Source organism: Bradyrhizobium sp. Mp27 (assembly GCF_029953005.1).
Lineage (GTDB): Bacteria > Pseudomonadota > Alphaproteobacteria > Rhizobiales > Xanthobacteraceae > Bradyrhizobium > Bradyrhizobium barranii.
The window spans coordinates 1-20549 of the sequence record NZ_JASAUS010000113.1; the positions used below are offsets into that span (position 1 = coordinate 1).

Consider the following 20549-nt stretch of genomic DNA (forward strand, 5'->3'; position numbering starts at 1 on the left):
GGTCGAGGAAGGCATCGTCCCGGGCGGCGGCGTCGCCCTGCTCCGTGCCTCCGAGCAGCTCAAGGGTCTGCGCACCAAGAACGACGACCAGAAGACCGGCGTCGAGATCGTGCGCAAGGCGCTGTCGGCTCCCGCTCGCCAGATCGCGATCAACGCCGGTGAAGACGGTTCGGTGATCGTCGGCAAGATCCTGGAGAACAAGACCTACGCTTACGGCTTCGACTCCCAGACCGGCGAGTACGTCAACCTGGTCAGCAAGGGCATCATCGACCCGACCAAGGTCGTTCGTGTGGCGATTCAGAATGCGGCTTCTGTTGCGGCGCTGCTGATCACTACCGAAGCCATGGTGGCCGAATTGCCAAAGAAGAACGCCGGCGGTGGCGGCATGCCTCAAGGTGGCGGTATGGGTGGCATGGATTTTTAGTCCAACTCGTTCAGAGCTCAACAGTAGCGAGGGCCCGGCAAAATGCTGGCTTTTTTGCAGGAATCAGCTCAAGCGGGCGCTCCTGCTTTCAAGTTAGTGTCAACGCCGAGCCGCCTGGTCAACGTCTCGCTTACTCGTAGCGCAGCGCTTCGATGGGATCGAGCCGAGCGGCCTTTCGCGCGGGGTAGTAGCCGAAGAATATGCCGACGGCTGCCGAGAACAGGAACCCGCCGGCAATCGCGGCTAGGGATATCGGCGCCGGCCAGCCTGTGAGGGCGGAGATGCCGACGGACAACGCCGCGCCGATGACAATTCCCACGATGCCGCCGCTGACGCTGATGAAGATCGCCTCGGCAAGAAACTGCAGCAGGACGTGCAATCTCCGGGCGCCGATTGCCATCCGCAGTCCGATCTCCCGCGTTCGCTCCGTCACCGAGACGAGCAGGATATTCATGATGCCAATGCCGCCGACCACAAGCGAGATGGACGCCACCGCGGCCAGCAGGAGCGCCATGATGCGGCTGCTTCCCTCCGCGGTCTGCGCAATCTGACTGAGGTTGCGCACGGCAAAATCGTTGACGGTGCCTGGCCCGATGCGGTGACGCCGCGCCAAGATCTCAGTGGCTTGGTCGATCGCTGCTTGAATGCCGGCTTGATCCACCGCCTGCACATAAATCTGATTAACATACCCGATCATGCGCGGTTGAAGTCCATACGGATTCGGCGGCGTCGGATAGATCCAATTGATCGCCGTCTGCTGCTGGCTTGGCGCCGCGACGCCGATGATCTTCCGCTCGGCCGTCGTGAACGGAACCATGATCAGATCGTCCTGGTCCTGCCCAAAAGATGTCTGTCCTTTGGTTTCGAGAACTCCGACCACCCGCAACGACACACCCTTCGCCTGCACCATCGCGCCTATCGGGTTCTGAAAGGTGCCGAAGAGTTGCCGACGCACGGTCTCGCCGAGGACAACAACCAGCGCGGCGCTTCGCTCGTCCTCCGGAGTGATCGCCCGCCCTGCGGCGATCTGCCAGTTCGTCATCGGAGGATAATTAGGGCTTACGCCTTGGATCCCGGTGGTCCAGTTCTGGCTCCCAAAGCGGATCAGCCCCGACTGGCGGATGAGATAGCTCACAGCCCCGGCGGCGGGTGCCTCCTGCCGGATCGCCCGGACGTCGGCAACGGTCAGCGTCGAAGCACTTCCGGAGCCGCCGCGAGCGCCCCCGCTGGTGGCTGCGCCCGGCAGGATAACCACGAGGTTTGTCCCGAGCCTTGCGATCTCCTTTCGGACCGCCTCGTTCGCTCCCTGGCCGACGGAGACCATGACGATCAATGCGGCGACGCCGATGAAGACCCCGAGCATTGTCAGCGCTGAACGTATCTTATTGCGCCAGATCGCCTCGGCGGCCGCCGTCATCACCATCCAGGCGAAGGGCCATGACGCACCCGACATTGCGACGTAGGCCAACCGTTCCCTGGGCTGGACCAATTTGCCCGCAGCCTCGCCTGCCAGCCGAGACGCCTTGACGGGCTTTGTCTTCTTCACATCCGAGATGATCTGGCCGTCGCGCATGGTCAGCACGCGATCCGCAAAGGCCGCGACATCAGGCTCGTGGGTCACCACGATGATGGTGACGCCCTGTTCGCGATTGAGCGAGCTGAGCGTCTGCATGATCTCGTTGGAGTTGCGGGTGTCGAGATTGCCAGTCGGCTCATCCGCCAGCAGCAGGCTCGGCTGATTGATTAAGGCTCGCGCGATCGCAACACGCTGCTGCTGCCCGCCCGACAACTGACCCGGCGTGTTGCGCTCCCGGTCGCGCAGCCCGAGCTTGTCCAGAACCGCGCGGGCCCGCTCGAAGCGCGCGCTCGCGTGACTCTGTCCGGACATCGCGTACAGAAGCGGCAGCGCGACATTGTCGATGGCGTTGGTACGAGGCAACAGATTGAAGCTCTGGAATACGAACCCAAGCCGCTCGCTGCGAAGGCCGGCAAGATCCGGCTCCGCAAGCTGCGCAACGTCGATGCCGTCGAACCAGTAATGACCGGCCGTAGGCCGATCGAGGCAACCAAGGATCGACATCAGCGTCGACTTGCCCGATCCGGACGCGCCCATGATGGCGATGAACTCGCCGTGTTCGACGGTCAGGCTGACGTCCGAAAGCGCACGAACATCAATGTCGCCGACATGATATGTCCGCGACACCCCTTCAATCCTGATGACCGGCTCCGCCATGTGCCTTCAATCGTTGCGGCTGTGTGACTAGAGTCGTGGCGGCGGCACGCTGGACCGCGCCTTCGCCGAATTCCGCTGCTCAGCGATGATCACCTTGTCGCCAGCTTTCAGGTCGCCCTGCACGATCTCCGTAGACTCGTCGTCGTCGAGCCCGACCGTAACACGGACCGGAACCGGCGATCCGTCCCGGAGCACCCAAACGCGCGCCTGCTTCGGGTCGCCAAGGGCGGTCCCGGTCGGGACATAACGCAACGCCTGGTTCGGAACGCGGAGCACGTCGCTGCGCCGATCGGTGATGATCCTTGTCGCCGCCGTCAGGCCCGGTTTGAGCGCCAGATCAGGGTTGTTGACGCTGATGACGACATCGTAAGTGATGACATTCTGCACCGTTTGCGGGGACTGGCGGACCTGGGTGACCGTTCCCTCAAACAGACGTTTGGGATATGCGTCGACAGTGAACGTCGCCTTGTTGCCAGTCTGGATGCCGCCAATGTCGCTTTCGCTGACATTGGCGTCTACCTGCATCCTGGTGAGGTCGGTCGCGATCAGGAACAGGGTGGGAGTCTGGAAACTCGCCGCAACAGTCTGCCCCATGGTGACGGCGCGCGAAACGACCGTCCCATCGACCGGTGAGATGATGTTGGTATAGTCGAGATTGACCTGTGCTGCGTCGAGCACGGCCTGGCGCTGCTGGATGGTGGCTTCGTCAAATGTGATTTGTGCCAGAGCCTGATCGTACACGTTCTTCGCGTTGTCGTAGGCGTCTTCGGACACGGCGCTTGTCTTGACGAGAGTGGCGAGGCGTTCCAGGTTGGCCTTGGCATAGGTGAGCGATGCCTTGTCCTTTTCCAGTTGCGCCTTCGCGATAGCGAGACTGGCCTTCGCTTGATCGACGATGCTCTGATACGGGCGGGGATCGATCTTGGCGCAGGTCTGTCCTCGCTTGACCTCTGTATTGTAATCGCATCTCAATTCCTGGATGACGCCGGAGACATAGGTCCCGACAATGATCGTCAGTTCCGGATTGACCGAGCCCGTGGCGTTTATGTCGCGCGCGATGTCCCCGATCGCAACGGGCGCCGTCTCGTATCCAACCGGAGCGTTGCCGCTGAACGACCACCAGATGCCCAAGGATGTAGCGAGAAGCAGCGTCGCGATCCCAACGAGAACCCAGCGCCTCGTCGCAAATCGTGGCTGTACGGCCGGCGCGCTGACCGGGCGTCCAGCCGATGGAAGCGGCACATAGGACAGAGCCTCTCTGCTTTCGGCCGCAGCACCAGTACCAAGCTGCGTGTTCATCTCGCTTTGGCTCCAGGCTTCGGATGACGGCTATTGCCACCATAGGCTACCGCTGGGCCGAATTGTTGATGGGGATCAAGGTATACGGCCCGGTGCCCGGCCAAGGCTGCGCTGTTCATTGCTGCTTGGTGGAATACTAGCCAACGTCGTCTGGGGCGGCGGCCTGAGAGATTCCCCTCAAGCCAAAAAATGGTGGGCGTCGCGCAGAAGATGTCGCCGCCGGATCACAGGTTTGGAGGACGCCCGGTCACGCAGCGGGACCGACAGAGTCAAATCCGACCCATAAGGAGCAACACGACGAGGACGATCAGGATGATACCGATGACACCAATTCCGCCGTGGCCGTAACCGTAGCCGTAGCCGCCGAAGCGGCCGCTGAAGCCGCCAAGCAGAAAGATGACGAGGAGGATGATGAGGATAAGCCCGATCGACATTGTCCGACTCCTTTGATGGACCTTATGGGAATTGGGTCTCTTGGCAGTCCGAGCTGAGTGCGCAATCTTCAAGCATCCGGCCGAGGCAGTCGCCGGCAGGGAAAGAGCTATGCTACTTCTTTTCGATCGAAATGCCACGCTCGCCGATGCTGATCTCGACGCCAGTGGTCTTCTGTCGCTCCCGGTAGACTTGGTAGCCTAGTGTCACCGCGACGACGGCGAGTGCGCCGATGACGAGGTAGAGCATATTTCGAGACATTGTCCGGGAATCCTGATTGGCGTGCTTGGCTTTTAATGTGCCAGATTTTGGCCAATCGGAGCTTACGAGGCAGCCACCAAATCATTTGACGCAAATCAACGGACTCAAACGAGACCTCTGTGGCAGTCCGAAGGGGCCCCTGAAGCAAGAGAGGAAACTGAATCAAACAAGACGTGCCCCCTCAATCAGTGTTGATCGAGCGGCAACGGGTCAAAGTAGGTTTGACACGGCGAGCCGAAGACGACTCAAGGGCCTAGTAGACTAGCCCCGAGATTGGCTTCTCTGGTAATCTATCGATGGGTTGCAGATTGTCATCTGACGAGAAGCGCAAACGGGAGTTGAGAATGTTCTGGCTGAAACGACCAACTCGCATTGAGCTCCGTTCCAACGACGCGGCTATCGTTGTTCGCGAAAATGGCGAGATGGAAATGTTCATCCGGCAGGCGAAGAGTGACGAGGAACTTCCACCCGGCCAGGTCCTCCTAGCTCTTTTCGGAATGGCATTTCACGATGAGCGGGTACGCAAGTTGTTGGCGGAAATCGTAAAAGAGAAGCAAGCCTGACATGACACTGCCGCAAATCGTCGTGCGCGAGGCGCCGGGTAGTCAACTTGAGCGCGCAGCTCGGCGGATGATGGCTGTGCAGAGGTGCGGCGTCATATCTCACAAGAGGAGCCAGCACCGTCGCTGTCCTCATTGAAGAGCGCTCTCAGCAGACGCCAAAGTTCGCGGTGACCAGCGGTTTGGCCGCCCTGTGTTAGATAGTCCGCAATATCCATTGTCGATGTTTGGAATTCGACTGTGCCCCCGAGTCCTGTCTCCAAATGCGCCACCTCCCGCTCGACATACAAGCTCTTGGTGTCGGTATCGAAGACAAGAAAAGAACGATCCTCGTGTGTGATCTCGGGGCCTTTCACCTGACGATATAGCTCTCTTTTGAGGAAGGCCATTCTCCGCTCCCGATGAGGACGGTCCGATAGCTAAGTTTCGGAGTCCAGTAAGGTTCGGACCCTCGTGGCGGCGTCATAGATTTCGATCTTGAGCATCGGATAGGTCGATTTCAGCTTGCGACCGGCTGATTTTGCCGCTTCTGCCGTTTCAAACTCCGACTTGAAGTGTCCGTCGACAACGACCACGGAATCCTTCCGACGGCGGCCTGTCGGCACGTGGCGCCTTCGGCTCAGGCTCGTCAATTGAGCGAACTGGCTTTTTCATCGAAACTCTCATCGTGTCTCACAAGCGCGACAGGGGGCCTTGCTGAGCCAATCAAGCTGCGAAGTCTCATTCGATCGCGGCATCGGGGAAGACGAATGACAAAATCCGAAGACCGCGACCAGCTTATCTGGTTCGGGTCTCCGGCTTTCGACGACGACCGCACAGGGCTAGGCAGCTTTGCCAGGTGCAGCGGCCTTGTTCGGTACGGGGCTCGCGCTCGGGGGAGCGCCTGTCTTGATATCGATTGTCTTGGTGGTCTTCACGGCTTTGGCGGGCTTCTTGATAGCGAGATGCAGCACGCCCTTGTCGAAATGAGCTTCGACGGCTCCGTCTTCCGGCTCGAAAGGAAGAGACATCGATCGATAGAAAGAACCATAGCTGCGCTCCTCGACGTGCCAGTCCTTTTCATCTTTCGTGCTCTCCGCCTTCTTCTCGCCGGAAATAACCAACTGGTTGCCGTCCAAGCTGACTTTGATGTCTTTGTCGTCCACGCCGGGAAGTTCGGCTGTCACCTCGAACGCATCCTTCGTTTCCGCCACATTGATTGCCGGTGCGCCCGCCCCAATGCTGGGCGAAGGCGAACCCTGATCGAAAACGCGAAGCGCGTTCTCCATTTCACGCCGCATGGCTCTGATTGGGTCGAATGCAGGCTCCAGGCTGGTGGTCCACAATCTCGGAAGGCTCATCTGGTTTCTCCACAGGTTGAAGAAATAATGAAATACAGCCTGCTCCTGGCGCACCCGGCGGCCTTGATTTAGCGCAAAATCGGCGGGTTATTTCGAAGCGGAAAGGCCGGCAATGATGATGAATCCCGCAAAGCAAGGGAGCGCGTCAACCAAGTTGACCTAATGACACTTGCGTCGGTGCACTGAAAGCGGGCAGGCCGAGCGCATTTAGTCGCAGCCGGGCTAATACCAGAGGGCAAAGACCCATTTCGCGCCGAGGACGGTCTCCCAGATTGCCGCTAATTCGACCGCCAGCACAACGACGCTGGCCAGCAGCGCGATCGAGAGCAGGAGTCCGTCCTCTTCGAGATAAGCCAGTGAGATCAGCGCGATCACCAGGGCGGGAACGACGTTGCTGAGAGGGATCGGCGTGAACAGCAGGGCGACGTTCAGGAGCACGACGACGGCGCCGACGAGACGCTTGGTCGCATCGAACGGAGTCGGCCAGCGGGGATGAATGAGCTTCTCGAGAGACCTCAGCACGGGCACGGCGCGCTGCACCAGAGCGGCAAGGTGCCGTGTCGGCAATGGACGGGCGGCGATGCGACGCGGGAACACCGGCATGTTGTGGCCCAGGATCATCTGGAACGCGGGGATCATGAGCAGCAGGCCCGCAACGATCGAGACACCCGGTGCAACAGCGACCACACCGAGCAATAGCATGATGAGGCCGAAGGAGCGCTTGTGCATGCTGCTCATCAGCCAGCCGAGGGTAAAGTGATCTACCGGCGCCTCGTCGTGCAGTCGCTGCAGCAAGACCGAGGCGGGGACAAACGCTGTGGCGTCCGCGGGTAGCGCCTGCTTCAGGTTGGGCCTCCTCTCTTGCTTCAGGACCGACCGCAATGGATTGGATCAACGACCTCCATCGCGCCATGGCGAGCGAACACGGCAGAGGCATCTCAACCAACCCATGGGATGGGGCCGCATTCCAATCCTCGCCGGCCACCGCTGGGTTAAAGTTTGCCGAGCAACAGCAAGATCAGCAGAATGACAATCACAAGACCAAGACCTCCGCCACCGTAATAGCCAGTACCGTAGAACGGACCGCCACCCATCCCACTGAAGCCGCCCAGCAGCGCGACGATCAGAATGATTAGAATGATGGTCCCGAACGACATTTCGATAGCTCCCTTTTCGATAGAGTCCCTCTGCGGTTTGGTCGCGACGTCATTGCGCCTCGAACTTGCGCGGCCAGCGGCCGATCCCAAGCAAGCTCCCAGTAAGGCACTCATCCTGTCGCGAAGCAGAAAAGCCTGCTTGACTCAAATCAAAGATGCAGGCGCTCAGAAGCGGCCACTATGGCCGGATAGTCAGCAGCCAGTCGTCGAGCCGCTGCAGCCAGCGTCGAGGCGGAGGTGGCGCAGGCGGCGGTTTGAGTTTGAGGCGGTCACCGTCACGTCCATGAACAAGCTGAAGCGTTCGGGTGTGATAGACGGCCAGATCCGGGCGGTGACCAATGCTCAACACGGTGGTCTGCTTCAGCTCATCGTCGAACAGAGCCATAACGCGGTGCTGGCTGTCTTCGTCGAGCGCGGCCGTCGCTTCGTCCAGAAAGACCCATGCCGGCTTGTGCAGGAGAAGGCGCGCAAAAGCGAGGCGCTCCTGCTCGCCAAGCGAAAGCTCCTTGTCCCAGCGCTCGATCGTGTCGAGCTTTGGAACGAGAACGCCGAGATCGCAGCGGCCAAAGTGCTTGGCGAACATTCGCTTCGGGGAAGGCGTCGACGGGGCTCGGATAGCTGAGGGCGTTGCGCAATGTACCCAGCGGCAGATAAGGGCGCTGCGGCAGAAATGCCATCGACTCGAGCGGAGGCGTGAGGATTGTTCCGGAACCCCATGGCCAAAGGCCTGCCACGGCGCGAAACAGTGTCGATTTTCCTCTTCCGGTGTCACCGACAATCAGGACACGCTCGCCAGGGGTGATATGGACCGTCGCATCGTCGATGACGATATGTCCGTCCGGCAAGAGGATGCGGACGGCCTCGAAAGCGAGATCTCCCTCCGGATGTAGAGCGCGTTTGATCTCCTCCGCGCCCTGTTCGATCGCGGGGAGATTGTCGAGCGCTTCGCGAAAGCGCGCGACCCGATGGACCGCCGCGCGCCAATCGGCGAGGCGCGAGAAATTATCGACGAACCATCGCAACGCCAGCTGTACCTGGGTGAACGCGCCCGCCACCATGATCAGGCCGCCAAGCGTCAGGCTGCCGCCGAAATAGGCCGGTGCTGCCACCAGTATCGGAACGACCAACGACAGCCAGCCAATGCCCGATGTGATCCACGTCAGGTGAGCGAGCGAGGAGGATATCCGTCGCATCGTGTCCACGACGGCCACGAGCGCGGCCTCGAGATGCCGTCGTTCGTCCGTTTCCCCGCCATGCAACGCAATGCTCTCGCCGGATTCGTTGACCCGAACGAGCGCGAAGCGGAATTCCGCCTCACGCGCATATCGCTGGCCGTTCAGGGCAATCAGCGGCCGCCCTACGATCCAGGTCAGTGCGGACCCGGTCAAGGCGTAAGCGAGCGCACACCAGACCATGTAACCGGGAATGGCGATCTCGTAGCCCGCGACCTGAAACGTGACTTGCGCCGATAGCGTCCAAAGCATGCCGACGAAAGCGATGAGCTGAAGGAGGGAATAGACGATGCCGCATCCGAGGTCGGCGGTGTAGTCGCCCAAGAGGCGCGTATCTTCCTGGATGCGCTGGTCCGGGTTGTGTCCATATTCGCCAGCAAAGCCGAGCTGATAGACGCGCAATGGCTTGAGCCACTCGGCCAGGAGGTGACGGGTAATCCATTCCCGCAGTCGAAACTTTAGGCGTTCCTGGAGAAAGGTGTTTGCGACCGTGAGTGCCAGCAAAATCACGACGATGACAACGAACGTCCAGAGGTCATGGAGGAAGCCCGACAGGTCCTTGCGGCCGACGGCGTCGAAGAACCGGCCGTTCCAGTCATTGAGCTGGACTTGTCCAAACATATTGGCAATGGTGATGACCGTCGAGGCAGCGAAGATCGCTACCACGCGCCGTCCGCCTTCGGCGCGAACACGCCCAGGTCCCGGGCAAGATTGAAATCTTGTACTGGCGCAGCTTTGATGAGCGCGTCCGCGAGAGGAGGTCTCGCCGTCGCGCCCGGCATGATTGGCAACAGAGGATCTGCGGCCTGCGGCAGCTTCGGAATTGCCTCCGCCGGTTGGGGAACGGCCTCGGGAGCCGTAGGTGATGCAATGTCAGCCTTCATGCGCCCGCGTCACCCTGTTTCATCAGCCGGGAGTTACCGGATTAGCTAAGCAGGCCCGGGCGATCGGGATCTTGACCCACCGCAAATGACTTCCCCGGCGGCATGACCATTATGCTATCATCAAAACGCTTGTTTCAGGAAGAAGCAGGACCGTGATCACGGCATTGCCTGCAAAGCGCATTGATCGACCGGGGACATGCCAGAGATAACGGAAAAGTCTGACCGGCAGAAAGGTGCCGAAGCCGAAGTCGAAGGCTTTCGGAAAGACCTCGGCCCGTTCGTCGTCGCCGCTGAAACGACCCGAATGCCCATGCTGTTCACGGATGCGGCAAAACCCGACAACCCGATCATCTTCGCCAACGACAGTCTTCGCGCTCTGACCGGGTATGACCGGGAGGAAGTGCTCGGAAAAGACTTCAACTTTCTGATGGCCAGCGGTTCGGATGTCGAGGCCTTGACGCGAGCCAAGGCCGAGTTCGAGGGTTCGTCCAACGGCGCCGAAGTGTTCTGCCGCGGCAAGGATGGCAGCGAATTCTGGGCCGCGCTCTTCGTCAGTCCGGTACGCGATGAAGGTGGCGACATTGTTCAGTATTTTGCATCCCTGATTGATCTCACCAAGCTCAAGGAAGATGAAGCTCGATCCAGGATGCTGATCGACGAGCTGAACCATCGCGTCAAGAATACCCTTTCCACGGTGCAATCGATCGTCTGGCAGACGTTGCGAACGACGACCGATCCTGAGCAGATTCGACAATCCATCGAATCCCGGTTGTCCGCGCTCTCCCGGTCGCACGACCTGCTGACCCGCGAGAAATGGGAGAGTGCCGGCCTGCTCGATATCGCTCACGATGCGCTGGAACCATTCGGGGTCTCCGGCGGACGGGCGGATCGCATTGTGATCACGGGGGAGAACGTCCGCTTTCCACCGAAATCAGCTTTGGCCCTTGGTATTGCGTTCAACGAACTTGCGACCAATGCCGTGAAATACGGTGCGTTGTCCAACGCGGTCGGATCAATCCAGATCTCGTGGACGGCGGAGACGACACCGGCCGGGAAAAGGCTCGTGCTGAGCTGGAGCGAGAGAGGCGGTCCCCCCGTCGCGCCGCCGGCACACCAAGGGATTTGGCTCGCGGGTGCTCGAGCGCGGCCTCGCTCATGAGCTGGAAGGTGAGGTGCAACTGGACTATCGGCCGAGCGGGCTTATCTGCACGATGGACATTCCGTTACCAAGAGGTGCCCCTGGTGGATAAGTTGCTTTGCGGCCGGCGAACCCTCGTGGTCGAGTATGAGATGCTGATTGTCATGATGATTGAAGACATGCTTGCCGACCTCGGCTGCAAGTCGGTGACTTCGGCCGCGACGGTCGACAAGGCGCTGGCGCTGATTGAAGCACAGACCTTCGACGTTGCGCTGCTCGACATGAACCTGAACGGCGACGATAGCTATCCGGTAGCGAAGGCGCTCCTTGCGCGCGGAGTTCCGTTCGCCTATTCCACCGGCAACACCGGTCAAAGCGTCAGAGACAGCAACTCCGACAGGGTTGTGCTGAAGAAGCCCTTCAAACTTGAAGACCTGGTCGCGATACTTACCCGCCTCAAGCTCCGCCGATCGAGTGAAAGGCTCGATGATTGTCAGGTTGCCGTTGGCGGGGATCATTTGGCTGTAGCCGACCGGCAATCCGCCCCAGGTCGATCTAGGACGTGACGAAAACTTCTACGGACATCCCGGCGAAAGCGCCGGTGCTACCGACGAAGCTGCCGGACGCCGGGATCGTCTGGCGGATATCGCGCGCGACCGCGACCGGGATCAGATTGAAGCCGCCGAGGCTGCGGTTCGTCGGGTCGAATGTGATCCAGCCAGCTCCAGGCAGGAAGACCTCCGCCCACGCATGGGTTGAACCCGCACCGCTCGATCCGATGCTCCCTTGTTCCGGATTGTAGAGATAGCCGGAGACGATTCTGGCTCCGAACCCGAGCATGCGCGCCGCTTCGGTGAACAGCACCGCGAAATCCCGGCATGACCCCCAAGCCGCGATTCAGGGTTTCTACCGGCGTTTGGGTGCCCTCATCCTCACGGCTCTGATACCGGACTGCTTGAGACACGCCGTTGCTGAGGTCCTTTAGCAGCGACAGCGTGTCAGTCCGACTTCCTCGAACGAACATTTGTGCCCAATTTCGCAGAGCACCAGCCGGGTCCGAGAACTGGGGGAGTGCGAGGGCGCCAGATCGGTCCAATCGTCGTCAGAATAGCGGAACGGGTACGACATGGCGGAGACCGCGATATCGAACACCGGCCATGCAACCGCGTCGAGCTGAAGCTCAGCGACGCTCGCGATCACCAGGCTGGAGGCCGTCATCTGAAACGTGGCCGTCGCGATCGCATTGCCAAACACATCGTGCGCCCAGGTCAACGCCGCAGGGGGCGTCACCGTGACGTTGCACGAAATCAAACGAAGCTCGCGGCTTTCGCGCGGACGAAGCATCAAGCGGTGCGGCAACAGGTGCACGTGTTCGTTGAATCGATAAGTCGTCGTGTGAAGAACCTTCAGCGTCGTCAACGAAAGCTCCGATTGGTCAGCCTCTGGCCTTGCCCTTATCCGGCGGTCCCCTTCGGGAAGTGTGGCCGAGTTGACGAGCCCATGCAAATGTCGCTCCAGATGACTGAAACCTGAGGCGACCAGGAGGAACACACCATGAAGAACCGGCCACCGCTTCCGAAGCATTTGAGCCGCCATAGGTATCACACGCTACTGGTCCGTCTGCAGATCGAGCTCGTCAAGCTGCAGCGCAGTGCGATTGAGCGCGGCCAGCGTATCCTTGTCATCGTCGAAGGTCGTGACGCCGCCGGCAAGGACGGCACCATCAAGTCGATTGTCGAACATCTAAGCCCGCGCGATACCCGCGTCGTAGCGCTGGGGCCGCCAAGCAATCGGGAACAGTGTTCATGGTACTTCCAGCGTCACGTTTCGCACTTGCCCGCGGCAGGAGAGATCGTGCTGTTCAATCGCAGTTGGTACAACCGTGCCGGAGTTGAGCGTGTCATGGGCTTTTGCACCAAGGAGGAAACCGAGGAATTCCTCGAGACCGTGCCGGCGTTCGAGGCAATGATCGAGCGTTCGGGTATCACCCTGCTCAAGTACTACCTGGATATTTCGAAACAGGAGCAGAAGCGACGGCTCGCTGACCGCCAAAGGGATCCCCTGAAGCAATGGAAGCTGAGCCCCATTGATGCCAAGGCGCAGAAGTATTGGAAGGCCTATTCCGAAGCACGGGACAAGATGCTGGACCGGACGCACACCGTCACCTCGCCCTGGACCTTGGTCCGAGCCGATGACAAGGAACATGCGCGACTCAACGCTATTCGCGATGTGCTGTGGAGGCTGAATTATCCGGGAAAGCACCGTCGCCTCCATAGGCCGGATCCGGCGGTGGTGTTTCCCTACAATAAAGCCTGCTACGAGCGCGGCCTGATCGAAGCTTAGACGGACTGCTGCCATCAGAAAATAGCAAGGTGTTAGCAGTTGGGTACGGCTCCGAGCGGCTGCTGCTCACCAGCTGTCAAAAAATACGCCGTATCGACGGGTGCGCCCAGAACCGTCGTTGTTCAGCTTCCTGTTGATTTAGATCATTACGGGCGGCTCCCAAAGCGGTGATCGTGATCGAAAATCGCGAGATGTGAAAGAGTGTCACATCGGCTGTTTATCGTTAGCAAGCTCTTCACCCGGCCTCCGCAGGGCGGGAAAGGGCGGTTGAGAGATTGATTGACAGATGAGCCGCCTCCACAAAGAGACGCACCTCGTTGCGCGCATCGGCTGGTTGAGAGCGGCTGTGCTTGGCGCCAATGACGGAATCATATCAACCGCAAGTCTTATCCTGGGAGTGGCGTCGGCTGCCGTCTCCCGAAGCGATGTTCTCTTGACCGGAATCGCCGGGCTGGTTGCCGGCGCCATGTCCATGGCGGCTGGCGAATATGTTTCAGTCAGTTCGCAGTCGGATACGGAGCATGCCGACCTCGCGCGTGAGAAGCGCGAACTGGCAGACGACCCGGTGTTTGAGAAGGAAGAACTCGCTCAAATTTATGTCGCGCGGGGCGTCGAGGCCGGCCTCGCTCGCGAGGTTTCGAAGCAATTGATGGCAAAGGACGCCTTGAGCGCGCACGCCCGGGACGAGCTTGGCATTTCGGAAATCAGCACCGCTCGTCCGGTGCAGGCAGCGTTGGCATCGGCCGCGACCTTCTCCGTCGGAGCGGTAGCGCCGCTTGCGCTTGTTCTGGTCTCGCCGTCCAACGTGTTGATCCCGGCCGTCGCTGCAGGTTCGTTGCTCTTCCTGTCACTGCTCGGCGCGATCGGCGCCAAGGCAGGGGGCGCCGGCCTGTTAAAGCCAACCATACGAGTGGCATTCTGGGGCGCCTGTGCGATGGCACTGACGGCCGGAATTGGCGCACTTGTTGGCAAGGTTGTGTGAGCGCCGCGATAGCCGCGCGCAGCAATATGCATGCCGTGCCGGCATCCGCGGAGTTGGTCGTTGCTTGGAAAATCTGCCTCTATACGAAAATCTGCCTCTATGCGAACGGCGACGGTGCGCGACAGCCACCGAAGCTGCTGCCAGGCCTTTCGGGGTCTTGGCGATCTGTTTTCGGGCGCGGGTCTTCAGGGTCATAAGGTCGTTGAGGTTTGTCCCAATGCAACTGTCTCCGGTGCGAGCGCGCTGCTGCGTCACGAGGGGAAATCGGCCGGCTGCATGTCGATGCGATCGGCGTGCAGCGACCAGTCTCCAATCTCTCGAAACTCGCAGAATTGTTGTTGAGCCAGTAAAGTCGCCTCGGTTGCATCACGTGCATCGACGTCGACGATGCGCTGGCAGATTTCGCAGGATTTCCCCCGTCGCCGATAACGTTCTTGAGGAAACGGACCGTGAAGTGGGCCATGGATACCTCGTTCGTTATGGAGCATGCCGTATGCGGGTTAATAGACGAAGGCTGGAGTTTCCAGCAGGTGATCATTCACGGCTACGACGCCGGGAATCGCCTCTGCAACAACACGAATGGCCGTACGCTCAGCGAGCGATGGCGCGAAGCCCCAGAGATCGATCGCACCGTTCTGCACGGTTGCATTCAGATTGAATGTATGAGCCCAGGGCTGCTTCCGGATTTCCTCCAAGAACCTCTTTCGGATCGCTGAATCGGACAGTGATATTTCGAGTTTCGGTATGGCGCTCACGATGGCTTGGAGCAGGTTGGCTCGGCTGACGATTCCGACGAGCTGGCCTTCCTTGTTGACGATGGGAACGCGTTTGACCTGACGCTCCTCGAGCAGCATAGCGATCTCATGCAGGGGCGTTTCGGGTGCCTCGGTCGCAACGTCCTGGGTCATGATGTCCTGAACCCTGATCGAGTGAGACTTGACGTAGTCGGTTGCAAGTTGGGCATCGCCGGTCAATAGGCGCAACCACCACGAGGAAGAGCGTTCCGTCCCGCTCTCGGCCCTGTGCAGCAAATCGCCCTCGCTCACGATTCCGATAACCTTGTTGTCGGTGTCGACGACCGGTACAGCGCTGATCCGACGATCCAGCAGCATTTGCGCGACTTGGCGAACCGTTGCGGTGGGCCCAACCGTAACCACCGGTGACACCATCACGTCTCGTGCTTGCATGGCAAACCTCCATATCGCCGTTGGCTCTCGGACATCCTGCCCGATCGTGAGTTGCCCCGTTTGATCGGGATCAAGCAGCACGAACTTCTCGGCGATAGATGACGTCGTGCTCGTCGCGCAAGACGGGGGTCCAGCCTCCGTCGCTAACAGCCTTGGCAAAATCCCGCGCCAGCGCGCCGCTTCGAGCTGCTGTTCGGCATCCTGCAACGATCGCGCAACCCAGATATTTTAAGCGAAGGACCGGCTGTCAAGTCGAGCATGCGAAGTTGTTTTTGGGTGGGCGGCGCGGCTCGAAGGGACCCGCGCGATGAAATCGGCGCTCACGACCCTCGTCTCGTCATTTTCCGACAATCAAAAGAAGACGGCGGACGAGCTGCTCGCGCCGCAGATGGGTGTGATGCCGATGATGTCGGCGATGCGGGGCGGAGCGACGATGGGCATGGGAATGCAGCCCGGCAAGCCGAGGCAATGACCTTGAGGAGCGGCACTTCCTCAGGCGGTCCCCGTTGGCTGGGTGGGCGCCCCACGAATAAAGGCCAGTGAATCTTACGGGACTGCCGCTGTTGATCTAGCGCAACAATGATGGCATAGGCGCCGCTAAGCTCCAACGAACGATAGGAGCGAGCGATGTCGGTGCAGGGCCATCCCGCGTATCGAGAGCGCCCTCGGCAGGGCATGTCCACGAAATCAAATGCCGGCGTGGTTCTGATCGGATTCCTGATCATCGCCGGCGCGCTGCTGTTCACCGAGCACAGGGCGCACGTGCTCGGTCTTCTGATCTGGGCTGCCGCTGCTCGCTTGCCTGCTGATGCACATGTTCATGCATCACAGCGGCCACGGCCACCATCACGCAGAGCCCCCGCCGTCGGACGGAAGGAGGGAGTGATGCACGACACAGCGCCCGCCTATGGCCTCTGGGGCCTGGTCATCGTCAATTCGGTGGTCTTCATCCTGTTCGCCTACAGCTTCTTCAAGCCGCAGATCTCGCGCGACTGGCGCTCGTTCGGCGCCTTCAGCGCTTTCCTGGTGGCGCTGTTCGTAGAGATGTACGGCTTCCCGCTCACGATCTACTTCCTTTCGGGCTGGCTACAGTCGCACTACCCGAACATCGACTGGTTCTCGCACGACGCCGGCCACCTGCTCGAGATGATGTTCGGCTGGAAGACAAATCCGCACGCCGGACCGTTCCACATCCTGAGCTTCATCTTCATCGGCGCGGGCTTCGTGCTGATCTCCGCCGCGTGGAGAGTGCTGTACGATGCGCAGCAGACCCGCAGCCTCGCGACCACCGGCCCCTACAGCTACGTCCGGCACCCGCAGTACGTCGGTTTCATCCTCGTCATGTTCGGCTTTCTGCTGCAGTGGCCGACGATCCTCACGCTGGCGATGTTTCCGGTGCTGACCGTCATGTACGTGAAGCTGGCGCGCGGCGAGGAGCGGGACGCGAGAGCGCAGTTCGCCGGCGCATACGACCGGTATGCCAGGGAGGTGCCGGGATTCATTCCGAAGCTCGGTCGTGTTCTGGGACGGGCACCCACGGGCGACTACCGCCACGGCTGATGGAGGCGGCCCGATGCGGAAGGCAGGAGCTCGGTGGACACTTTCCTTCCTCCTGCTCGCCGGATCAGGAGTCCTGCTGATCGGCGTCGGTATCTACTTCCTGTTCGTCCGGCCGTCGCTGCTGCCCGAGGACATCAGGTTCATGAAACTGACCCCGGCCGAGTTGCAGCTGGTCAAACTTGGATCGTGGCTGGTTCACGTGTTTCGCGTGATGGGCGGCTACATCGCCGCCACCGGCGTTCTCGCGATCACTTTGGCGGCCACGTCCTTCCGCGATCACCATCCGCTCGCTGCGGCCGGCTCCATGGTCGCCGGCGCTGCGTCGATCGGCTGGATGGCGGCCGTCAACTTCATGATCGATTCCGACTTCAAATGGGTGTTGCTGGGAATGGCCCTGGTGTGGGCGTTCAGCCTGGCAGCCTTCGCATGGGAGGCGACCCGTTCATGACGCCTGTCTTCACGGCGAAAGGACTGACCAAGACCTACGTCTCCGGCGAAGTGATGGTGCATGCCCTGAACGATGTCGATCTCGAGATCGCCGAGAGGGAAGTCGTGGTGCTGCTCGGTCCATCCGGCAGCGGCAAGACGACCCTGCTCAACATCATGGGCGGTCTCGACCGGCCGACCAGCGGCAGGCTGCTCTTCCGCGACCTCGACCTGACCGACCTGGAAGACCGCGAGCTCACGAAGTATCGCCGCGACCACGTCGGCTTTGTCTTCCAGTTCTACAATCTGGTGCCGAGCCTCACCGCCTATGAAAACGTGGCGCTGGTGACGGAGGTTTCCAACCAACCGATGCGTCCCGCCGACGCGTTGGCTCTGGTGGGTCTGGAAGAGCGAATGCACCACTTTCCGGCCCAGCTATCCGGCGGCGAGCAACAGCGCGTGGCGATAGCCCGTGCGATTGCGAAACGCCCGGCGGTGCTGCTCTGCGACGAGCCGACCGGGGCGCTGGACTCGAAAACCGGCATTCGCGTCATCGAGGCGCTGCTCGGGGTGAATCGGCAGCTCGGCACCACGACCGTCATTATTACGCACAACGCCAGCATTCAGGAGGTCGCCGACCGGGTGCTGTTCTTCGCCGACGGCCGGATCTCCAGAATCCGGACGAACGAGACCCGGCGGGAAGCGGCCGAGCTCACCTGGTGACGGCATGACCACGCTCGACATCAAGCTGTTTCGGGACGTCAGGCGGCTCTGGGCGCAGGTGCTCGCCGTAGCGCTGGTCGTCGGAGGGGGCGTGGCGACGCTGGTGCTCGCGGTCGGCTCCCATCGATCGTTGGAGGAGACCCGGATCGCGTACTACGAACGCTACGGCTTCGGCGACGTATTCGCTCAGGCCAAGCGCTCACCCAAGGCGCTCGCCGGCAGGATCGGCGAGATAGCCGGCGTCGCCGCCGTCGACACCCGGATCGCCAAGCTCGCGTTGCTGGATATTCCCGGGTTCTCGGAGCCCGCCAGCGCGCAGTTCGTTTCGCTGCCCGACAGCGGCGAGCCGCATCTCAATCGGCTCTACATACGCTCCGGACGCCTTCCCGACCCGGGACGGACCGAAGAAGTCGTGGTCAACCAGCCGTTCGCCCGGGCCCACGGCTTCTCGGAAGGGGCGCGGTTCTCGGCCATCCTGAACGGCAAGAAGCGCGAGCTCGTCATCGTCGGCACGGCGCTGTCACCGGAGTTCGTGTACACCGTCGGGCCGGGCGATCTGATGCCGGATGACCGTCGCTACGCCATCGTATGGATGTCCGAAAAGGCGCTCGCCAGCGTCTACGATCTCGACGGTGCCTTCTCCGCGGTGTCTGTCAAGCTGCAGCCCGGCGCTTCGGAGCGCGAGGTGATCTCGCGGCTCGACGACTTGCTCGATCCCTACGGCGGGCAGGCGGCCCACGGCCGGAAGGACCAGACCTCGCACGCGTGGCTCGATCATGAACTCGACATGCTCAACAACATGAGCCGCACGCTGCCGCCGATCTTCCTTCTGGTGTCCGCCTTCCTGGTCAATCTCACCTTGAGCCGGCTGGTCGCGCTCGAGCGCGAGCAGATCGGTCTTCTTAAGGCGATAGGCTACGCCGACAGCAGCATCGTTCTGCACTATTTCAAGTTCGTCGCTCTCATTGTCGCGACAGGGATCGTTTTGGGCAGCGTTACCGGGACTTGGCTCGGATTACGGATCACCGCGCTGTTCGGAGACTTCTTTCACTTCCCATTCCTAGTTTTCGCGAAGGCGCCGGATCTGTACGTCACGGCCGGCGCCCTCAGCGCGGCCGCCGCTGCCATCGGCGCGCTGCGGGCGCTGCGCGAGGTGGTGAAGCTGCCGCCGGCGGTCGCCATGCAACCGCCGGCCCCTCTGGTCTATCGGCGGCTGCTTCCGTCGAGCATCCAGCTCGACCAGATCGTGTCGCAACCGACGTTGATGATGGTCCGCAACATCGCGCGGCATCCGGTCCGGGCGGCCTTCACGGCACTTGGGATGGCACTGGCCACCGCGATCCTGGTCGCCTCGCTGTTCACGCGGGACACGATGGAGCAACTGATCGACGTGACCTACTTCCTCGCTGACCGGCAGGACGCGACCATCGGCTTTTCCGAGAAGCGGATCAAGAACGTGGTGGAGCAAGTGAACAGGCTCCCGGGCGTTCTCGCCGCCGAGCCATTCCGCGAGGTGCCCGTCCGGATCCGTTATGGCAACGTCGAACGGCGGATCACGATCAGCGGCCGGCCCGCCGATGCCGATCTGCGGCGCCTCATCGACGTCGACCTTCGACCGGTCGTGCTTCCGGAGACGGGTCTCGCGATCTCCAGCATGCTCGGTCACATCCTCGGGGTGGGGGCCGGCGATACCGTCGAGGTCGATCTGCTGGAGGGCGCCCGACGCACCGTGACGATTCCGATCGTGGCGACCGTCGAGGACTACTTCGGCATCAGGGGGATGATGGACATCGAGGCGCTCCGCAAGCTGATGCGTGAGGCGCCCGTCGTGAACAGCGTGAACCTCAGCCTCGACGAGAAAAGAAAGGAGGACTTCTACGCGGCGGTAAAGTCCATGCCGACGGTCGGCGGCGTGGCACTGCAGCGCGTGTCGCTGGCAAACTTCCGTAAGACCGTCGCGCTGCTCGTCACGACGATGGCGAGCATCTACACCGGGCTTGCCGCCGTGATCGCGTTCGGCGTCGTCTACAACAACGCCCGGATCTCGCTATCAGAACGGGCGCGGGAGCTGGCAAGCTTGCGCGTGCTCGACTTCACTCGCGGTGAGGTGCTGCGAATTCTCCTGCTCGAGCTCGCCATTCTGACGCTGGTCGCCCAGCCACCCGGTTGGGTGATGGGCTACGGGCTAGCGTGGGTCATGAAGACGAACCTCGCCGGCGAACTGATGCGTGTCCGGCTGGTGGTCGAGCATTCGACCTATGTCGTCGCCACGTGCGTGGTGGTACTGGCTGCGATCGCTTCCGCAGCGGTCATTCGCGAACGGATCGACAAACTGGACCTCGTCGCGGTCCTCAAGACGAGGGACTAG

At 61.1% G+C, this 20549-nt stretch carries 25 protein-coding genes and 2 pseudogenes; 12 read left to right on the top strand and 15 right to left on the bottom strand.

The genetic code is table 11. The features are described 5' to 3' along the window. The coding region (locus QJT78_RS36965) for a TCP-1/cpn60 chaperonin family protein (RefSeq protein ID WP_281460456.1) at positions 1 to 424 on the top strand (424 nt) is incomplete at its 5' end. A 130-nt stretch (positions 425 to 554) separates the two neighbouring features. Here the strand turns inward: QJT78_RS36965 and QJT78_RS36970 are convergent. The 4 genes from QJT78_RS36970 to QJT78_RS36985 form a co-directional block, all read right to left on the bottom strand. Further along, a complete protein-coding gene (locus tag QJT78_RS36970; RefSeq protein WP_244433279.1) occupies positions 555 to 2627 on the bottom strand; it encodes an ABC transporter permease in 2073 nt (690 codons plus the stop codon). A 57-nt stretch (positions 2628 to 2684) separates the two neighbouring features. Beyond that, the gene (locus QJT78_RS36975) at positions 2685 to 3956 is read right to left on the bottom strand and encodes an efflux RND transporter periplasmic adaptor subunit (protein ID WP_038945586.1); all 1272 of its coding nucleotides are present in this window, start codon (positions 3954 to 3956) and stop codon (positions 2685 to 2687) included. 269 nt (positions 3957 to 4225) lie between these two features. After that, positions 4226 to 4390 (bottom strand): DUF3309 family protein, encoded by a 165-nt coding sequence (locus tag QJT78_RS36980; RefSeq protein ID WP_080584130.1) that lies wholly within the window; start codon positions 4388 to 4390, stop codon positions 4226 to 4228. 112 nt (positions 4391 to 4502) lie between these two features. Beyond that, the gene (locus QJT78_RS36985; RefSeq protein WP_028154147.1) at positions 4503 to 4649 is read right to left on the bottom strand and encodes a hypothetical protein; all 147 of its coding nucleotides are present in this window, start codon (positions 4647 to 4649) and stop codon (positions 4503 to 4505) included. A 344-nt stretch (positions 4650 to 4993) separates the two neighbouring features. Between QJT78_RS36985 and QJT78_RS36990 the strand changes: the two genes are divergently transcribed. Further along, positions 4994 to 5212: a hypothetical protein gene (locus QJT78_RS36990; RefSeq protein WP_028154148.1), complete on the top strand. Its 219-nt coding sequence runs from the start codon at positions 4994 to 4996 to the stop codon at positions 5210 to 5212. Positions 5213 to 5304: 92 nt separating this feature from the next. Here QJT78_RS36990 and QJT78_RS36995 read toward each other — a convergent pair whose 3' ends face one another. The 8 genes from QJT78_RS36995 to QJT78_RS37030 all read right to left on the bottom strand — a co-directional run bounded on the left by QJT78_RS36995 (position 5305) and on the right by QJT78_RS37030 (position 9822). After that, the gene (locus QJT78_RS36995) at positions 5305 to 5598 is read right to left on the bottom strand and encodes a hypothetical protein (RefSeq protein ID WP_028154149.1); all 294 of its coding nucleotides are present in this window, start codon (positions 5596 to 5598) and stop codon (positions 5305 to 5307) included. A 30-nt stretch (positions 5599 to 5628) separates the two neighbouring features. Continuing rightward, the gene (locus QJT78_RS37000) at positions 5629 to 5784 is read right to left on the bottom strand and encodes a hypothetical protein (RefSeq protein WP_240537834.1); all 156 of its coding nucleotides are present in this window, start codon (positions 5782 to 5784) and stop codon (positions 5629 to 5631) included. Between the two features lie 246 nt (positions 5785 to 6030). Beyond that, a complete protein-coding gene (locus tag QJT78_RS37005; RefSeq protein WP_080584131.1) occupies positions 6031 to 6603 on the bottom strand; it encodes an Hsp20/alpha crystallin family protein in 573 nt (190 codons plus the stop codon). Between the two features lie 168 nt (positions 6604 to 6771). After that, the gene (locus tag QJT78_RS37010) at positions 6772 to 7431 is read right to left on the bottom strand and encodes an exopolysaccharide biosynthesis protein (protein WP_202802070.1); all 660 of its coding nucleotides are present in this window, start codon (positions 7429 to 7431) and stop codon (positions 6772 to 6774) included. A 110-nt stretch (positions 7432 to 7541) separates the two neighbouring features. Further along, positions 7542 to 7706, bottom strand: a complete 165-nt coding sequence (locus QJT78_RS37015) for a DUF3309 family protein (protein WP_080584133.1) — start codon at positions 7704 to 7706, stop codon at positions 7542 to 7544. A 178-nt stretch (positions 7707 to 7884) separates the two neighbouring features. Then, a complete protein-coding gene (locus QJT78_RS37020) occupies positions 7885 to 8091 on the bottom strand; it encodes a hypothetical protein (protein WP_281460457.1) in 207 nt (68 codons plus the stop codon). Next, the gene (locus QJT78_RS37025) at positions 8072 to 9604 is read right to left on the bottom strand and encodes an ABC transporter ATP-binding protein/permease (protein ID WP_281460458.1); all 1533 of its coding nucleotides are present in this window, start codon (positions 9602 to 9604) and stop codon (positions 8072 to 8074) included. The genes QJT78_RS37020 and QJT78_RS37025 overlap by 20 nt, the downstream gene beginning before the upstream one ends. Continuing rightward, entirely contained in the window at positions 9598 to 9822 is a 225-nt protein-coding gene (locus QJT78_RS37030; RefSeq protein ID WP_281460459.1) for a hypothetical protein, read from the bottom strand. Before QJT78_RS37030 ends, QJT78_RS37025 begins: the two co-directional genes overlap by 7 nt. Before the next feature lie 196 nt (positions 9823 to 10018). Here QJT78_RS37030 and QJT78_RS37035 point away from each other — a divergent pair, with 196 nt between their 5' ends. Both QJT78_RS37035 and QJT78_RS37040 read left to right on the top strand, forming a co-directional pair. Then, complete coding sequence (locus tag QJT78_RS37035; protein WP_240537833.1) at positions 10019 to 10981, top strand: HWE histidine kinase domain-containing protein; 963 nt, start codon at positions 10019 to 10021, stop codon at positions 10979 to 10981. An 83-nt stretch (positions 10982 to 11064) separates the two neighbouring features. Next, positions 11065 to 11526 (top strand): response regulator, encoded by a 462-nt coding sequence (locus QJT78_RS37040; RefSeq protein ID WP_038945553.1) that lies wholly within the window; start codon positions 11065 to 11067, stop codon positions 11524 to 11526. Here QJT78_RS37040 and QJT78_RS37045 read toward each other — a convergent pair. Continuing rightward, positions 11516 to 12379, bottom strand: a pseudogene (locus tag QJT78_RS37045) (transglutaminase family protein). The gene QJT78_RS37040 and the pseudogene QJT78_RS37045 sit on opposite strands and share 11 nt — an antisense overlap. 135 nt (positions 12380 to 12514) lie before the next feature. Here QJT78_RS37045 and ppk2 point away from each other — a divergent pair. Both ppk2 and QJT78_RS37055 read left to right on the top strand, forming a co-directional pair. Beyond that, on the top strand, positions 12515 to 13303 hold the full coding sequence (gene ppk2, locus QJT78_RS37050) for a polyphosphate kinase 2 (RefSeq protein ID WP_038944684.1): 789 nt from the start codon (positions 12515 to 12517) through the stop codon (positions 13301 to 13303). A 286-nt stretch (positions 13304 to 13589) separates the two neighbouring features. Further along, complete coding sequence (locus QJT78_RS37055; protein ID WP_028153679.1) at positions 13590 to 14285, top strand: VIT family protein; 696 nt, start codon at positions 13590 to 13592, stop codon at positions 14283 to 14285. Positions 14286 to 14536: 251 nt separating this feature from the next. Here the strand turns inward: QJT78_RS37055 and QJT78_RS37060 are convergent, their stop codons facing one another. Beyond that, positions 14537 to 14773: a hypothetical protein gene (locus QJT78_RS37060; protein WP_155258141.1), complete on the bottom strand. Its 237-nt coding sequence runs from the start codon at positions 14771 to 14773 to the stop codon at positions 14537 to 14539. Between the two features lie 12 nt (positions 14774 to 14785). After that, on the bottom strand, positions 14786 to 15679 hold the full coding sequence (locus QJT78_RS37065; protein WP_309249036.1) for a CBS domain-containing protein: 894 nt from the start codon (positions 15677 to 15679) through the stop codon (positions 14786 to 14788). A gap of 100 nt (positions 15680 to 15779) precedes the next feature. On the opposite strand from QJT78_RS37065, the gene QJT78_RS37070 reads away from it, so the two are divergent. The 6 genes and pseudogenes from QJT78_RS37070 (at position 15780) to QJT78_RS37095 (ending at position 20549) form a co-directional block, all read left to right on the top strand. Beyond that, complete coding sequence (locus tag QJT78_RS37070) at positions 15780 to 15944, top strand: hypothetical protein (protein ID WP_240537718.1); 165 nt, start codon at positions 15780 to 15782, stop codon at positions 15942 to 15944. A 155-nt stretch (positions 15945 to 16099) separates the two neighbouring features. After that, positions 16100 to 16358, top strand: a pseudogene (locus tag QJT78_RS37075) (DUF2933 domain-containing protein). Continuing rightward, the gene (locus tag QJT78_RS37080) at positions 16358 to 17032 is read left to right on the top strand and encodes an isoprenylcysteine carboxylmethyltransferase family protein (RefSeq protein ID WP_038944686.1); all 675 of its coding nucleotides are present in this window, start codon (positions 16358 to 16360) and stop codon (positions 17030 to 17032) included. Before QJT78_RS37075 ends, QJT78_RS37080 begins: the two are co-directional and overlap by 1 nt. 13 nt (positions 17033 to 17045) lie before the next feature. Continuing rightward, positions 17046 to 17480, top strand: coding sequence for a hypothetical protein (locus QJT78_RS37085; protein WP_028153682.1), 435 nt, complete (start codon positions 17046 to 17048; stop codon positions 17478 to 17480). Then, a complete protein-coding gene (locus tag QJT78_RS37090; protein ID WP_028153683.1) occupies positions 17477 to 18181 on the top strand; it encodes an ABC transporter ATP-binding protein in 705 nt (234 codons plus the stop codon). Before QJT78_RS37085 ends, QJT78_RS37090 begins: the two co-directional genes overlap by 4 nt. Before the next feature lie 4 nt (positions 18182 to 18185). Next, on the top strand, positions 18186 to 20549 hold the full coding sequence (locus tag QJT78_RS37095) for an ABC transporter permease (RefSeq protein WP_038944687.1): 2364 nt from the start codon (positions 18186 to 18188) through the stop codon (positions 20547 to 20549).

Excerpts from the sequence above, each read along its gene's own strand:
- QJT78_RS36975 (WP_038945586.1), bottom strand. The coding sequence starts at position 3,956 with ATGAACACGCAGCTTGGTACTGGTGCTGCGGCCGAAAGCAGAGAGGCT.
- QJT78_RS36990 (WP_028154148.1), top strand. The coding sequence starts at position 4,994 with ATGTTCTGGCTGAAACGACCAACTCGCATTGAGCTCCGTTCCAACGAC.
- QJT78_RS37095 (WP_038944687.1), top strand. The coding sequence starts at position 18,186 with ATGACCACGCTCGACATCAAGCTGTTTCGGGACGTCAGGCGGCTCTGG.
- QJT78_RS37070 (WP_240537718.1), top strand. The coding sequence starts at position 15,780 with ATGAAATCGGCGCTCACGACCCTCGTCTCGTCATTTTCCGACAATCAA.
- QJT78_RS37055 (WP_028153679.1), top strand. The coding sequence starts at position 13,590 with ATGAGCCGCCTCCACAAAGAGACGCACCTCGTTGCGCGCATCGGCTGG.
- QJT78_RS36995 (WP_028154149.1), bottom strand. The coding sequence starts at position 5,598 with ATGGCCTTCCTCAAAAGAGAGCTATATCGTCAGGTGAAAGGCCCCGAG.
- QJT78_RS37090 (WP_028153683.1), top strand. The coding sequence starts at position 17,477 with ATGACGCCTGTCTTCACGGCGAAAGGACTGACCAAGACCTACGTCTCC.
- QJT78_RS37020 (WP_281460457.1), bottom strand. The coding sequence starts at position 8,091 with ATGGCTCTGTTCGACGATGAGCTGAAGCAGACCACCGTGTTGAGCATT.
- QJT78_RS37080 (WP_038944686.1), top strand. The coding sequence starts at position 16,358 with ATGCACGACACAGCGCCCGCCTATGGCCTCTGGGGCCTGGTCATCGTC.
- QJT78_RS37035 (WP_240537833.1), top strand. The coding sequence starts at position 10,019 with ATGCCAGAGATAACGGAAAAGTCTGACCGGCAGAAAGGTGCCGAAGCC.
- QJT78_RS37030 (WP_281460459.1), bottom strand. The coding sequence starts at position 9,822 with ATGAAGGCTGACATTGCATCACCTACGGCTCCCGAGGCCGTTCCCCAA.
- ppk2 (WP_038944684.1), top strand. The coding sequence starts at position 12,515 with ATGAAGAACCGGCCACCGCTTCCGAAGCATTTGAGCCGCCATAGGTAT.
- QJT78_RS36980 (WP_080584130.1), bottom strand. The coding sequence starts at position 4,390 with ATGTCGATCGGGCTTATCCTCATCATCCTCCTCGTCATCTTTCTGCTT.
- QJT78_RS37060 (WP_155258141.1), bottom strand. The coding sequence starts at position 14,773 with ATGCTCCATAACGAACGAGGTATCCATGGCCCACTTCACGGTCCGTTT.
- QJT78_RS37085 (WP_028153682.1), top strand. The coding sequence starts at position 17,046 with ATGCGGAAGGCAGGAGCTCGGTGGACACTTTCCTTCCTCCTGCTCGCC.
- QJT78_RS37015 (WP_080584133.1), bottom strand. The coding sequence starts at position 7,706 with ATGTCGTTCGGGACCATCATTCTAATCATTCTGATCGTCGCGCTGCTG.
- QJT78_RS36985 (WP_028154147.1), bottom strand. The coding sequence starts at position 4,649 with ATGTCTCGAAATATGCTCTACCTCGTCATCGGCGCACTCGCCGTCGTC.